Below are 13687 nucleotides of genomic sequence, written 5' to 3'. Positions count from 1 at the left end.
TTTACAACAGTTTTTTTCGCTTAAAATAATATAGCATAATAAAGGCTAACGCTGCCATACCTATAAGTACCACAGGATAAGCATAACGTAATTTTAATTCTGGCATGTACTCAAAATTCATGCCATAAATTCCAGCTATGAAGGTCAAGGGAATGAAAATGCTGGCAAATAAAGTTAACAGCTTCATGGTTTCATTCATACGATTGTTCAATGTGGACAAATAAATATCCAGCATACTGGTGGTCATATCCCGGTGCAGATCCACCATTTCCAGCAGACGGGTACAATGATCATGCAGATCACGATAATAAAGATGGTGTTTTTTACGGATCCAATTGTTTTGCTCAGTTAGCAGCAGATGCACAATATCTTTTATGGGAGCTATCGTTTTACGCAGAGTCAAGGTCCTTCGTTTGATGGTATAAAGCATATCCAGTTTAATTGCTTCTGGATCTTTAATGAGAAGATCCTCCATTTTTTCAAGACTCAAAGCCGTTTCTTCCACAAAATTGAAATAATCATCAATGATATTGTCCATAATGAGATAAGCAAGATAGTCGGTACCATGTTCTCTGATAATAGATTGTTTTAAGGCGAGACTTTTATAAAGATCATGTAAGGAATAATCCTCTGTTTCTCTGACGGTGAGCAAAAGATTGCTTTTTAGAACCATGCTGAATTGTTCACTGTTATAAGACGGCTTGTGAGGCGGATTATCCAGTAACTTAAAAACGATAAATAAGTATTCCTCAAAAATATCCAGCTTAGGTCTTTGATGCGTGTTGAGTAAGTCTTCAATGATTAAAGGATGTATGGAAAATTCGAGGCACAAATCGTTGATTTGGGTGCTGTCGGCAAGTCCTATAATATCCACCCAGACATTGTTTCCTGATTTCAGTGCTTTTTGAATGTCATTGCTTTGGAAACCTTCAAGAACCTGATAGCTTTGAGAATCGTATATATGTGTAAGGATTCTGGTGGATTGCGGAGGCTCTTTACCGACATATATTGCTGTGCCTGGTAACATACCAATTTTTGCTGAAGCCTGCCTGTTATATTCAGCCACGTTTATCTCTTTATATCAGTTCAACTGCCAAGATTCTGTAAGGATTTTTTTCATATCGGAAAAGATCGAGCCAAATAGGAATGTTTGTCAAGATTTTGGCCGCAAAAATGTTAAAATCCTTCGTAAATATAACATCCAGTATATCAAAAATGTTCTTTAAAAAAAGAACATTAAAAAATATCAGGCCAGATTACTTCTGCTGCAGCAGGCTTTTTACGTTATTGAATGTGGATTAATTTGGTTATCAAAGTGGATGTGTGGTATATTAATGTCCAACTTGGATTACAAACAACAATAATCACCAGGATTTTGGACATACAAAATGATTATTTCCGGATGTAACATGGTGGATAAAAGACAAGATGTACTTTTCAATTTCATCACAGTCAAAAAGTTTTTTGGTGATAGCAGTCAGCATGATTTCATGCTTGCTGCTCTTAATTAATCTTTCCTTTAAAATCGTTGCTGTATCGGGCTTGGTTTTTACTGCCAGCAGTCTGTTATGCCCTTTGATAACATGGTTTTATTTACTTGCCCTGCGACAGTGCTCGCTGGCTGAACAGCGGCATATTCTGAATTTGTCATTAATGGGTGTCTACATTTTTTCTATCGGGGTGTATTTACTGGTTAATCTTCCAGCTGCCGAGTACATGCATAACAATCCCGTATATCAGATCGTTTTTGAAGACATCCCCAAGAAATTTTTTGCAACAGTCTTTGCTTTTGGAGTGAGTTTTTATCTGCCTCATATTTTATTTAGTCGAAAACGGGATTCCTTCTTCTCCTCAACAAAAAATGCCGTTCTTTTAGCTGTTTTTGGGGGGATGAGCTTTTTTGCTGTTGATTTTTATTTTCTGTTCTCTGTGCCAAGAATTCAGAATTTTCAATTGATCTTTTTTGACTCCTTTCTTATTTGTGCAAGCCTTCTTTTAATCATAGGGGTCAGTTATCTTGCTTGGTCCGTGAGTTATGGAAAAGACATGAAAAAAAAGGAGAAGGTGGCGCAGAAGCTACCTATATTCTATTACTTAGTTTGTATCGCTGTCGCTATTTTACTGATTTGCTTAGCCTGTGAATATCGTTTGGTGACTCTTAATGGGCAATGGACTTTAACAGCAAACGGTTTATTATTTCCAATAGCTTTGATGTCCGGTACCTTGATTGGTGAGCTTTATGGTTATAGAGCTTCAATTTTGCTGACCGTGATATTGATTCTTGCGCAATTGTTTTTTGATGCCTTATTGATGCTTGCCGTAGCTTTACCCTCCCCCGATTTTTTTAACTTAAATCCTTTTTACTCCATCATTTTACCGCGACGTATTCCTGCAGCAACGGTAGCGCTATTGATTATTTTTTTAAGCAATGGCTTTCTTCTTGATCGGTTACGTCGTTTGCCCTGGCTTACCAGTCGGGCAGCACGAATGTTTATTGCCAATTTCTGTGCCAGAACCCTTCTGGTTCTCGTCAGCTACAGCTTATTATTTACTGGTGTTTACAGTTATGAACAGATGTTAACGCTTGCCTTCAATGCCTGGGTATACAAAAATATTTTTGAACTTCTTATCTTGCCTCTATTGGTTTGGGTGTGTCATGCCTTGGAAAAGCGTTTACAGAATGAACAGGACAGCAGCCTGTCATTGACAAACACGAGTAAAGCCAGGTCAACCATTTCATAATTCTTCCCCCAAAGCAGATTGTCAATTAAACAATTTGCCTTGATCTTGCGAATCTGATAAATGTTGTTATGATTAAAAAACCGTACTAAAGGGAGTGTAGTCATGACCATTTTTCTAAAAGTTGCCCAGGAATTTCTCAATGTAAGGCTCAATTCAACCTATAAGACGTCGGTAGCGGCAGATAACTGTGTATCAAACACGGTATTGAGTTATTTGTGGACTGGGAGAAATACAGAGTTATCAGAGGAAAAAAGACAATTGCTGATGAACCTGATGCTTGAAATTAAGACAATGGACGGTAAGGAAAGTGACGAAGCTACCCTGGAGTATTTGAAACAGTTACTTGATGATAAAAGAGCTGAAAATCAGCGATTATGCAAGAAATATGGCTATAAAAATGAAGGGGAGACAGGTAGAAGTTTGGTCGCCATCAAGAATTTTCTTGATGATATCCATAAAAAACTCTCTGAACATGAATTCATTGATAAACCCTTTGATAGCGCCGATCCTTTTAATGAATTTCAATATCATGCAGCTTTTTATCTGATCCAAAAAATTGAAGATGTGAACAATCAGGGTTTAATTGAAAAATTGGCTATTCACTTAGAGATCAGCTCATTATATGAGCTTGCGGAAGATAAAGAAAATATGCTTCTTTCCGTATTAAAAAAATGTGAAGAAAGTTTACAGGCTTTAGGTGAAGAAAAGCCTGACTATTTAAAATGGCGCAAAAATAATGTCATTGAGGCAATAGAAAAGGTAAAACGAGAAAATACTGCCTTATGTAAAAAATATGGCTCAAAATTCGATATACCTTTTGCATTAAGTCTTTTTTCCACCCTGAAGATAGGTCTTCCCACACTTCGCCCGGATGTAGGGGAGTTGGATAAATGCATGCAGAAGGCTTTAGAGCAAATATCTCCCGAAGAGTCAATTGAGAAATCCAGTAGCCTTGTTTTACATTAACTGTAAGTGTTAGCCCCGCTCAAGAAACGGCCATATCTGGTGCTTGAGGTTTTGATAAGGTAAAACTAATGACTCAGCTCACCGCACAAATCCGTTTCAACCCATGTTTTGATGTGTTGAATGTTCTGATGTTTGCTCAGTAAATAAAGGAGCTTGCAATGAGCGGCCTCAGGTGTCATGTCATGACCGCTGATGAGGCCTGCTTTCTTAAGCGACATACCGGTGGCATATTGATTCATTTCCACTTTTCCCTGGTGACACTGTGTGCAATTGACAATAATCACTCCCTTGTCACAGGCTTTTTTGAGCAGATGAAGAAAATGTGGATCATTATTTTGCGCATTACCTGTGCCATAACTTTCCAATATGAGGCCTTTCAGTGGTTGATTTAAAATATAACCGAGAACTTCAGAGGAAAAACCGGGAAAAAGACGAAAATTGGCAATAAAACTGGGAAAAATAGTATGCAGGTGAAAATCTCCTTCTGGTTTAGGGCGTAAGTATTCACGGTTCAGTTCAATATGAATTCCGATACGTGCTAAAGGAGGATAGTTAGGTGAATTAAAGGCATTAAAACTTTGCGCATTGACTTTTTGTGTTCGATTGCCCCGCAATAATTGTTGATTAAAATAGATACATACTTCATAAATGGGTTGGGTTGCGCAAAGCCAGAGTGAGGTGATGACATTGTCAATTCCATCACTGCGTATTTCTGACAACGGGATCTGAGAACCGGTCACAATAACGGGCTTGGCCAGATTTTCCAGCATAAAAGAGAGAATGGAAGCGGTATAGGCCATGGTATCTGTGCCATGAAAAACGATAAATCCGTCGAACGCTTCATAATGATCGGCAATGTCTTTGGCAATATGGTTCCAGTCATGGACGGTCATGTTGGATGAGTCAAGCAGTGGTTTGTATTCCTTGATGGTATAATCAGGCATGGCTGGATGGGACAGAGTCGGAATCTGTTTCAAGGCCCCTTCAATGTAATCCTGGGCAGGCTGATAACCCTGCGGAGTTTTAATGCTGCTGATGGTACCGCCCGTATTGATGATAAAAATGCGTTTTTTTTTCATAGCGTGCTTCTAATGGCTAAATCCAAATCTGCTAAAAAAGACCATGCATGCATAACATGTCTTATAAACCCTCATTAAATGGGAAATATACACGCTTTAATCCTTCGTTCAAGCGAATTTCTCATCGATTTTAGCTTGCACGTGTTAAAATTATTAAATATAGGCAAATAGTTCATGGTTTTATTTGCCAAAGTCTTGTATTTTGTGGAAAAATCAAAGCAATATCGACTTAGTGTAAGTAGTGACAAAATGGTGATTGATCGCGCCGGTTATCGATTGAATGTTGGAATCATTCTCGTCAATAATTACGGCAGAGTTTTTTGGGGGCGACGGTATGGGCACGATGCCTGGCAGTTTCCGCAAGGCGGGCTTGCTACAGGCGAAACGGCCATGCAGGCCATGTTCAGGGAATTACGAGAAGAAGTGGGCTTGGAAAAGGATGACGTGGAAATTTTGGGCTCAACGCGACGCTGGTTGAAATATCGTTTGCCTAAGCAATATTTGCGTCATGGCAGCACACCTTTGGTGATCGGCCAGAAGCAAAAATGGTTTTTGTTGCGTTTGATAGCCAGTGAACAAAAAGTTCGCTTAGACTTAAGTGACTCCCCTGAATTTGACAGCTGGCGATGGATTGATTTTCATGAACCTGGACAGCAGGTTATTTTTTTCAAGCGTCAGGTGTATGTTCAGGCGTTAAAAGAGTTAGAGCCCCTGCTGAAAAATCGTCGACACCCCTTCATTGGTCGTAAGAAAAAAAAGTGATAATTTTTCACCATAATCTATCCATCTTGGTGAAAAGCCGGATTTCCGTTCAAGAGGCGACAAATATGGTTTTTCGGTGAGTGCTGAACAGTTACAAAAAGAGGTAGTCATAGATTATAGATGCTAAAAATACTGAAACGAATCGTTCAAGATGTAACGACGGCTAATGATTTATCCGAAGCCCTGGGCGTATTGGTTAAGCGTGTGAGCAAAGCCATAGATGCCGAGGCCGTTTCTGTATATCTCATTGACAATAAAACCGCTGAATATGTATTGATTGCAACTGAAGGTTTAAATAAATATGCCGAGTCAAGGGTACGTATCGCTCTTGACTGTGGTTTGCTGGGTCTGGTAGGTCGCCGCGAAGAACCGATTAACCTGGAGGATGCCTCTTTACATCCTGACTATTACGAGAATCCCTTATTGGGAGAGGAGCATCTAAAGGGTTTTTTAGGGGTTCCTGTTATCCAACATCGCAAGCTGTACGGCGTGATGATCATTCAGCAAACTGAGTCACGATGTTTCGATGATGCTGAAGAAGCTTTTTTAATTACACTTGCCGCACAGCTTGGGGGAGTCATCGCTCATGCAGAGGCAACGGGTGAACTTGAGGCATTGACGCGACCCAAAAAATCCCTTGGCGTTACAAAAGTGGAAGTGGCGCAAGCTTCTTTGACGGGGATTGGTAGTGTTCCTGGGGTGGCGATTGGAACCGGTGTGGTGGTTTATCCACCTGCCGATCTGGATGCTGTTCCCAGGCATTTGGCTGATGATGTGGACAATGAAGTCGCGGTTTTTTACCAGGCACTGGAATCGGTAAAAGACGATATGCGTCGTTTGGGCAAGCGAATTAAATCCACTGTTGTGGCGGATGAAGAACATGCCTTGTTTGATGTGTATCTGCGCATCCTGGATAAAGACAGCCTGGGAGCTGAAGTAGCCAGCGTGATTCGGGAGGAAAAATTGAGCGCGCAGGCAGCCTTAGCTTCTGTCATCAAAAAACACGTCCAGCAGTTTGAATCCGTCGAAGATGATTATTTGCGGGAGAGAGCCAGTGACTTTCGTGATTTGGGTCGCCGCGTTCTGGCTGAGTTACAGCTGACACAGCGGCAGGAAATTGACTATCCTCGCCGGACAGTGTTGATTGGAGAAGAAATCACGGCCTCTGAACTCGCTGAGGTACCTGAAGGACAACTGGTTGGTGTTATTTCTGCAAAGGGCTCAAATAACTCGCATGTGGCTATTTTGGCTCGGGCATTAGGTGTGCCAACCGTTATGGGGGTTCGCGGGTTAAAAGTGGAACATCTCTCTCGTCGTGCAGTGGTGGTGGATGGTTACTATGGCCATGTTTTTATTTCTCCTTCCAAAGCGGTGTTGGCTGAGTTTAAACAGCTTCTTCAGGAAGAAGAAGAATTGAATCAAAGTCTGGTTAGTCTGCGGGATAAACCGGCTGAAACCACGGACAATTACCGTATTTCTTTACAGGTCAACACCGGTTTAGCCATGGATGCCGGTTTGTCAATGAGTGTAGGCGCTGAAGGCATTGGTTTATATCGTTCTGAAATACCTTTTATGAGCCGGGATCGCTTTCCTTCTGAGGATGAGCAAACCATTATTTATCGCCAGCTGTTAAAAGCTTTCGCACCTCGTCAGGTGACGATGCGCACACTGGATATTGGCGGGGATAAGCTTTTGCCTTATTTTCCGGTAAAAGAGGATAATCCTTATCTGGGCTGGAGGGGAATCAGGATAACACTGGATCATCCCGATGTCTTTTTGATTCAGGTGAGAGCAATGATGCGGGCCAGTGAAGAACTTAATAATTTACGTATTATGTTGCCGATGGTAACCACTTTAGGAGAAGTGGATGAAGCCGTTTATCTTATTGAGCAGGCTTATGAGGAATTGCTTGAAGAAGGATGTAAAATTGAGAAGCCACCGCTGGGCGTTATGATTGAGGTGCCTGCTGCTGCCTATTTATCACGCGAGTTGGCCAAGCGTGTTAATTTTCTTTCCGTAGGTAGCAATGATTTGACCCAATATGTACTGGCTGTTGACAGAAATAATGCCAGAGTTGCAGAATTATATGATGCATTACACCCAGCCATGTTACGCATGTTAATGAAAATTGTGGAGGGAGGGCATGCGGCGGGCGTTGAAGTCAGTATTTGCGGCGAGATGGCCAGTGATCCCTTAGCGGTGGTTTTGTTGTTGGCTATGGGATTTGATACCTTAAGTATGAATTCTGCCAGCTTGCCTCGTGTTAAATGGGTCATTCGCCATTTTTCCCTGGCCAATGCCCGACGAATTCTTGCTGAAGTTCTGGAACTGGAGCATCCTGCAGAAATTCGCTTGCTTTTGCGAAAAGCATTGGAAGAAGAAGGTCTAGGTGGGCTTATAAGGGCAGGGAAATCATGATCATTACTGAATTGTTGGAAAATGGCGCAGTGTTTGCTTTGACCGGAGCTTTTGCTGGTCTGATGGCTGGTATTCTGGGTATTGGCGGTGGGATGGTAGTGGTGCCTGCTTTGGCATTTATTTTTCGTCATAACCAAACTGTTCCGCCTTCTCTTATCATGCATGTTGCCGCGGGAACCTCTCTGGCTGTTATGATCATCACATCTCAGGCTTCTGTTCGTGCTCATTATCGTCTGGGTGAAATTTTATGGTCGGTCTATCGGCGTCTTTGGCCTGGTATAGTCATTGGTGCTGTGTTGGGAGCTATTCTTGCGGATTTACTGCCTTCCCATTGGTTAAAAATCATTTTTGGCGTTTTCTTGCTTATTGTGGCCTATAAGATGTTTCTTGACAGGCATATCACTCGGCCGCATCAATATCCAAGAGCCTGGATACATCACTTCATCAGCGGTTTAATCGGTGTAAAATCAGGTCTCTTAGGAGTGGGTGGTGGGGCTTTGATCATTCCTTACCTTACTTATTGTGGGGTTGATATTCGTAAAATTGCTGCTATTTCAAGCTTATGCACTATGACAGTTGCCGTTGTAGGAACCCTGGCCTTTATGGTTACCGGTAGCAATGAGCCGGGGCTGCCAGCCTACTCTATAGGTTATGTTTACTGGCCGGCTGCTTTTTGGGTGGCGATACCCAGTGCTTTATTTGCGCCTGTGGGTGCCCGCTTAACCTACGTATTGCCTGTGGCACAGTTAAAAAATGGATTTATTGTATTTTTGCTTTTAGCTGCCCTGGATATGTTGATTTAAAAAGAAAGGATATTCCATTGTCTATGTTAGTTTTTCCTCATATTGATCCAGTTGCCTTCTCTTTCGGGCCTGTAAAAGTGCATTGGTATGGGCTGATGTATCTCTTGGCGTTCATTGGTGCTTGGGGCTTGGCACATTTACGCGTCAGACTTTATAAGCTTCAATGGACTTCCGAGCAAATTGCTGATCTGATTTTTTATGGTGCCCTGGGTGCTGTGATCGGTGGACGCTTGGGATACATGCTCTTTTATAATTTTAAAGAATTGCTGACACAGCCCTGGGTTCTTTTCAAAATATGGGAAGGCGGAATGTCCTTTCACGGTGGGCTTTTGGGGGTTTTTCTGGCTTTAATTCTTTTTGCCCGCCAGAAAAAAAAGAATTTCTGGCAAGTGGCTGATTTCATTGCACCTTTAGTACCTTTGGGATTGGGACTAGGCCGGATAGGTAATTTTATCAATGGCGAATTGTGGGGTCGGGTAACGAATGTTCCCTGGGCAATGGTCTTTCCTCACGTGGATGGGCAGCCAAGACACCCTTCACAAATCTATGAATTTACCTTGGAAGGTGTCGTATTATTTATGGTGGTATGGTGGTATGCCTCCAAGCCTAGGCCGGAAGGTCGCGTTTCGGCTGTGTTTCTGATTGGCTATTCCTTGTGCCGCTTTTTGGCCGAATTTTTCCGCGAGCCTGATGCTCACATAGGTTATATTGCTTTTGGCTGGTTGACGATGGGACAGTTGTTATCCATACCTATGCTTATTGCTGGACTTCTCATATGGTGGATTAAACGATGAAAACATATTTACAATTGCTGCAACATATTTTAAGACAAGGCGTTGAAAAATCTGACCGTACGGGTACTGGCACTTTGTCCGTCTTTGCTTATCAGATGCGCTTTAATTTACAGGATGGTTTTCCATTGGTGACCACGAAAAAATTACATGTGCGCAGTATTATTCATGAGTTATTATGGTTTTTGCGCGGCGATACCAATATTCGTTATTTGAATGAAAATGCTGTAACCATTTGGAATGAATGGGCTGATGAAAAAGGTGAGCTTGGTCCGGTATATGGCCGTCAGTGGCGCAGTTGGCCTGCCTCTGATGGTCGCCATATTGACCAATTAACTGAGATACTTGGGGAAATCAAGCGTAATCCGGATTCCCGTCGTTTATTGGTGAGCGCCTGGAATGTGGGCGAACTCGACAAAATGGCTTTAATGCCATGCCATGCCCTGTTTCAGTTTTATGTGGCGGAAGGTCGCTTATCTTGTCAATTGTACCAGCGTTCAGCGGATGTTTTTCTTGGTGTCCCTTTTAACATAGCGTCGTATTCCCTCTTGACGCATATGGTAGCTCAGCAATGTGATCTTGACGTGGGTGAATTCATCTGGACAGGCGGCGACTGTCATTTGTATTTAAACCATATCGAGCAGGCTCGTACTCAGTTGCAGCGCGAACCTTTCCCTCTGCCTCAATTAATGATTAACAGAAAACCCTCATCTTTATTTGATTATCGTTTTGAGGATTTTGCATTTAGGAATTATCAGTGTCATCCTGCGATTAAAGCACCCATCGCGGTATAAGGCATGAAGCGGGATTTATTCATTAAACAATTTGCGAATGGATTCGGGTAAAGGAATCGCCTTGTTGCTGTTGTAGTCGATCCAAACAATTTTGCTGCTTCCCTGCGCCATGAGATTTTGATCCTGATATAAATCATGATCTATCAGTAAACTCGAACGACCTGGACTGTGTGCCTTGCTTTTCAGGGTTAAGGTGGCTGGATAAATGATGGGTTTAAGATAAGTACAGGCAATATGAATCAGCACTGGTCCTTGCTGTTGTTTCATATCCAACTTAAGCTGCTCCAGCCATTCAATTCTTGCTTGCTGGAAATAATCAAAATACCTTCCATTATTGACATGCCCCAAGGCGTCCATATCACCCCAAGCAATATTAAAGGTTCTTTCATGTGTCTTTAAGTTATGGGTCATGATTTTCTCGATTTAATGTGTCTTTGGATAGTAAAATTATCGAGATTTCCCGTTAAGGTCAAATTCTTATTCACTGAAATTATTTTTTTCATCGGATAGAAAGATAACCTCCAGGTTTTCCGCCTTTACTGAAGACAATTTGCCATAATTGCTGGCTGCGCGCACGAAAGCAAGCTGCCGAACCTAAAAGAAAATATGTCCACATCCGGTAAAAGCGTTCATCATAATCCTTTTTTAATGCTTCCCAGTGATGAGAAAAATTGTCATACCATGCCATGAGTGTTTTATCATAATCAGCACCAAAATTATGCCAGTCTTCCATAGTAAAAAAGGGTTCAGAAGCTGAGGCAATTTGTTGAATAGAAGGAAGATGTCCTTTGGGAAAAATATATTTACGGATCCACTGGGAGCTTAAAAAATGACTTCGGTTGGAGCCGATGGTATGCAGTAAAAACAATCCTTTTTCGATGAGAGAACGGTGAACGATCTCCATAAATTTCCGATAGTTCAACGGCCCCACATGTTCAAACATCCCGATGGATACAATTCGATCAAAGCATTCATTGAGGTCTCGATAATCCTGTAAACGTATTTCCACGTCCAGGTTCTTGCAATTTTCTTTGGCAAATTGATATTGTTGTTCCGAAAGAGTTATACCGGTGACATGAACAGCAAATTTTTCTGCCATATACTTGGCTAATCCGCCCCATCCGCAACCTATATCCAGAACTTTCATGCCGGGTTTTAATTGTAATTTCTGGCAAACCAGCTCCAGTTTTGCAGTTTGAGCTTCATCTAACGTTGACACATTCCTGAAATAGGCACAACTGTACATCATCTTTTCATCTAACATGGCCTTAAAAAGAGAATTGCCAAGATCATAGTGGTGGTGGATAGCCTGTTTTGATTGGGTTTTCCCTTGAAAATTGATGAGCCTGGCCATCGAGTAGGATATAAAAAAATGCCAGGGTATTTTTATTTTTTCATCAAGTTTTGCCTCAAGCAAACGCGTAATCAATACATCAAGGCGCTCGCAATCCCAACCATTTTCCATATAAGCTTCACCTAAACCAAGCTCTCCCTGCCTGAGTACACGACGATAAACATTTTCATCGTGTACTTGGATATCCCATGGTTGATTTCCATTTATGGTGATCCCGGCATGTTCCAGCATGGATTCAATGAATTTTTTTTCTGATGTCCTTGTCATAATCACCTGCTTGAAGAAAAAAATTAATTTAAAACAAGAATAAATTATGTTTAGAAGAAAGATATGTCAAATCGTTTATATCTCACAGTCAGTAGAGAATACAAGCCAGGGCAAAAAAGGATTCAAGATTTGATTTTTTTCTGCGGTTTTTAACTAACTTTATGATGTAAACCTTGCTATGCTTCAATGCATTGGTGATAATTTCCCTTTTGGCTGCGGAGAAAAGATTGAGTTTATATATAAAAGACACGGCAACATCCACTGAGGCCTGTGTGATCTGGTTGCATGGTTTAGGGGCGGATGCTTCTGATATGGCGGGGCTTGCCGAGCAACTACCTTTGTCGGATCTTGCACTGCGTCATGTGTTTGTGGATGCCCCTGTTCGGCCCGTGACTTTGAATGGTGGTATGCCTATGCAGGCTTGGTATGACATTATTGGCATGAAACTTACTGATAGAGAAGATAAAGAGGGCATCAAGGATTCTGAAACACATATTTCTTCCATTGTTCAGGGCCAGATAGAACAAGGTTTTTCCTCCCGCCAAATTTTTCTTGCCGGTTTTTCCCAAGGTGGAGCGATGGCTTTATATACTTCACTGCAAATGGCTGAGCCTTTGGCTGGGGTTATTGCCTTGTCGGCTTATCTTCCCTTGCTATCGGACATTGATGTTCAACAACCGTCCCAACTGCCTTTGTTTATGGCCTCTGGTAAATTTGATCCGCTTGTTCTGCCTGTTTGGACACGCGCCAGCGCGGATTGGCTGGAATCAAAAGATTTTACCAATATCTCCTGGCATCAATATGATATGGAGCACTCCGTATGTATGGAAGAAATTAAAGATATCGCTGTCTGGTTAAGACAACAGGTAAAAAAGGAGGCTCAATGACTGTTGTTAAGAAATCACGAACCGTCCCTTATTCCTGCAATGAGATGTTTGCTCTGGTGAATGAAGTGGAGCATTATCCAGAGTTTCTACCCTACTGTTCAAAAAGTGATGTGCACCATCGAGATGAGGATGAAGTGCAGGCTACGCTTGTCATTTCTGCTGCGGGAATAAGCAAATCTTTTACGACACGAAATCGTTTGCAGCATGGTAAAATGATAGAGATCCGTTTGATTGATGGTCCTTTCAAGCACCTTGAAGGTTTTTGGCGTTTTGATGAGCATTCTGAAGGATGTACCATCTCTTTTGACTTGGAATTCGAGTTTGCCGGGCGTATGTTTTCCATGTTGCTAGGTCCGGTATTTGAGCAGGTTACCAATAAAATGGTGGATGCTTTTTGTGAACGAGCCGAGGTCTTATATGGTCAACGTTGAAGTGGTGTATGCGGCCGCTGATCAGAAAATAACCCAGATTAAACTATGCTTGCCTGATAACAGCACTGTAGCTGATGCGCTTGATCATTCGAACATTTATATCAAACAACCGGAAACAAAGGATTTGGCCTTAGGTGTTTTTGGTAAACAAGTTTCTTTGGAATATGTTTTAAGCTCAGGTGATCGAATTGAAATTTATCGTCCTTTGGCTCTTGATCCCATGGAAAGGCGGCGTAAGAGAGCAGGGAAGTTTGCATAGGTTGCTATATGTTTAATTATCTTGTTCTTTGGTTTTTTAATTTCTCTAAGATGTCTTCTGTCTCTTTTTTTTGAAGCGCTTTCTCTAAACTATCTTTTGCCGCCCCTGTTGCCCTATTGGAAATAAAGAATATT

Annotated in this window: 14 protein-coding genes; 10 read left to right on the top strand and 4 right to left on the bottom strand. The window is 41.7% G+C overall.

Annotated features, from left to right (window positions below; translation table 11 throughout):
* Nucleotide 1: 1 nt before the first annotated feature.
* Entirely contained in the window at nt 2-1066 is a 1065-nt protein-coding gene (corA, locus tag E4T55_RS05985; RefSeq protein WP_223168258.1) for a magnesium/cobalt transporter CorA, read from the bottom strand.
* A 416-nt stretch (nt 1067-1482) separates the two neighbouring features.
* Here corA and E4T55_RS05980 point away from each other — a divergent pair, with 416 nt between their 5' ends.
* Complete coding sequence (locus E4T55_RS05980; protein ID WP_316409756.1) at nt 1483-2742, top strand: VUT family protein; 1260 nt, start codon at nt 1483-1485, stop codon at nt 2740-2742.
* A gap of 102 nt (nt 2743-2844) precedes the next feature.
* On the top strand, nt 2845-3708 hold the full coding sequence (locus E4T55_RS05975; protein ID WP_058501310.1) for a hypothetical protein: 864 nt from the start codon (nt 2845-2847) through the stop codon (nt 3706-3708).
* 65 nt (nt 3709-3773) lie between these two features.
* Here the strand turns inward: E4T55_RS05975 and ansA are convergent, their stop codons facing one another.
* On the bottom strand, nt 3774-4787 hold the full coding sequence (gene ansA, locus E4T55_RS05970) for an asparaginase (RefSeq protein ID WP_058501309.1): 1014 nt from the start codon (nt 4785-4787) through the stop codon (nt 3774-3776).
* 249 nt (nt 4788-5036) lie between these two features.
* Here ansA and E4T55_RS05965 point away from each other — a divergent pair, with 249 nt between their 5' ends.
* From E4T55_RS05965 to thyA, 5 genes are all read left to right on the top strand, one after another.
* Nucleotides 5037-5549 carry an RNA pyrophosphohydrolase gene (locus E4T55_RS05965; protein ID WP_058501323.1) on the top strand — a complete coding sequence of 171 codons (513 nt, stop codon included), beginning with the start codon at nt 5037-5039 and terminating at the stop codon, nt 5547-5549.
* A gap of 120 nt (nt 5550-5669) precedes the next feature.
* Nucleotides 5670-7967, top strand: a complete 2298-nt coding sequence (ptsP, locus tag E4T55_RS05960) for a phosphoenolpyruvate--protein phosphotransferase (RefSeq protein ID WP_058501308.1) — start codon at nt 5670-5672, stop codon at nt 7965-7967.
* On the top strand, nt 7964-8770 hold the full coding sequence (locus E4T55_RS05955; RefSeq protein WP_058501307.1) for a sulfite exporter TauE/SafE family protein: 807 nt from the start codon (nt 7964-7966) through the stop codon (nt 8768-8770). The genes ptsP and E4T55_RS05955 overlap by 4 nt, the downstream gene beginning before the upstream one ends.
* A gap of 23 nt (nt 8771-8793) precedes the next feature.
* Complete coding sequence (gene lgt / locus E4T55_RS05950) at nt 8794-9564, top strand: prolipoprotein diacylglyceryl transferase (RefSeq protein WP_058501306.1); 771 nt, start codon at nt 8794-8796, stop codon at nt 9562-9564.
* The gene (gene thyA / locus E4T55_RS05945) at nt 9561-10355 is read left to right on the top strand and encodes a thymidylate synthase (RefSeq protein ID WP_058501305.1); all 795 of its coding nucleotides are present in this window, start codon (nt 9561-9563) and stop codon (nt 10353-10355) included. Before lgt ends, thyA begins: the two co-directional genes overlap by 4 nt.
* Before the next feature lie 15 nt (nt 10356-10370).
* Here thyA and E4T55_RS05940 read toward each other — a convergent pair whose 3' ends face one another.
* The gene (locus tag E4T55_RS05940; protein ID WP_058501304.1) at nt 10371-10766 is read right to left on the bottom strand and encodes an acyl-CoA thioesterase; all 396 of its coding nucleotides are present in this window, start codon (nt 10764-10766) and stop codon (nt 10371-10373) included.
* Nucleotides 10767-10854: 88 nt separating this feature from the next.
* Complete coding sequence (cfa, locus tag E4T55_RS05935; protein WP_058501303.1) at nt 10855-11976, bottom strand: cyclopropane fatty acyl phospholipid synthase; 1122 nt, start codon at nt 11974-11976, stop codon at nt 10855-10857.
* A 227-nt stretch (nt 11977-12203) separates the two neighbouring features.
* Between cfa and E4T55_RS05930 the strand changes: the two genes are divergently transcribed.
* Genes E4T55_RS05930 through E4T55_RS05920 form a run of 3 tightly spaced genes read left to right on the top strand, consistent with a single transcriptional unit; the run spans nt 12204 to nt 13553 of the window.
* On the top strand, nt 12204-12863 hold the full coding sequence (locus E4T55_RS05930) for an alpha/beta hydrolase (protein WP_082636498.1): 660 nt from the start codon (nt 12204-12206) through the stop codon (nt 12861-12863).
* Nucleotides 12860-13294: a type II toxin-antitoxin system RatA family toxin gene (locus tag E4T55_RS05925; RefSeq protein WP_058501302.1), complete on the top strand. Its 435-nt coding sequence runs from the start codon at nt 12860-12862 to the stop codon at nt 13292-13294. The genes E4T55_RS05930 and E4T55_RS05925 overlap by 4 nt, the downstream gene beginning before the upstream one ends.
* Nucleotides 13281-13553, top strand: a complete 273-nt coding sequence (locus E4T55_RS05920) for an RnfH family protein (protein ID WP_058501301.1) — start codon at nt 13281-13283, stop codon at nt 13551-13553. The genes E4T55_RS05925 and E4T55_RS05920 overlap by 14 nt, the downstream gene beginning before the upstream one ends.
* The last annotated feature ends 134 nt before the right edge of the window (nt 13554-13687 follow it).

The organism is Legionella israelensis, assembly GCF_004571175.1.
Taxonomy (GTDB): Bacteria; Pseudomonadota; Gammaproteobacteria; order Legionellales; family Legionellaceae; genus Legionella_D; species Legionella_D israelensis.
This window is presented reverse-complemented; position numbering and strand designations above follow the sequence as displayed.